General features: G+C 65.2%; 1 protein-coding gene. It reads right to left on the reverse strand.

The annotated features are described in order from the left end of the window. Positions 1–290 (reverse strand): IS30 family transposase (locus QK287_RS18470; protein ID WP_282361143.1); only part of this gene is annotated, 290 nt, incomplete at both ends.

Raw genomic sequence — 290 nt, forward strand, 5'->3', positions numbered from 1 at the left:
TGGTCCGCTCGACCAGCGTTCCAATCGCGGACTGATTCCCTTTGCCGATGATGAGGTCGCCTTCCCAATGCCCGGGCACGGCCCGGTCCTGAATTTCGGGGGGACGTTCGGAAATGTTGATCATTCCGGGGATCCGGTTCTTGCGCTGGCCGGCCTTGCGGCAGGGCTGCCTGATAGCCCGCCCGGTGCGCAGGCACGCGGTCAGATCGCGCTTCAGCGCCCCGCGGGACTGGACGTAAAGGGACTGGTAGATCGTCTCGGGTGACACCCTCATCTCCGGCTCATCGGGG

This window comes from Arthrobacter sp. AL05 (assembly GCF_029960715.1).
Lineage (GTDB): Bacteria > Actinomycetota > Actinomycetes > Actinomycetales > Micrococcaceae > Arthrobacter.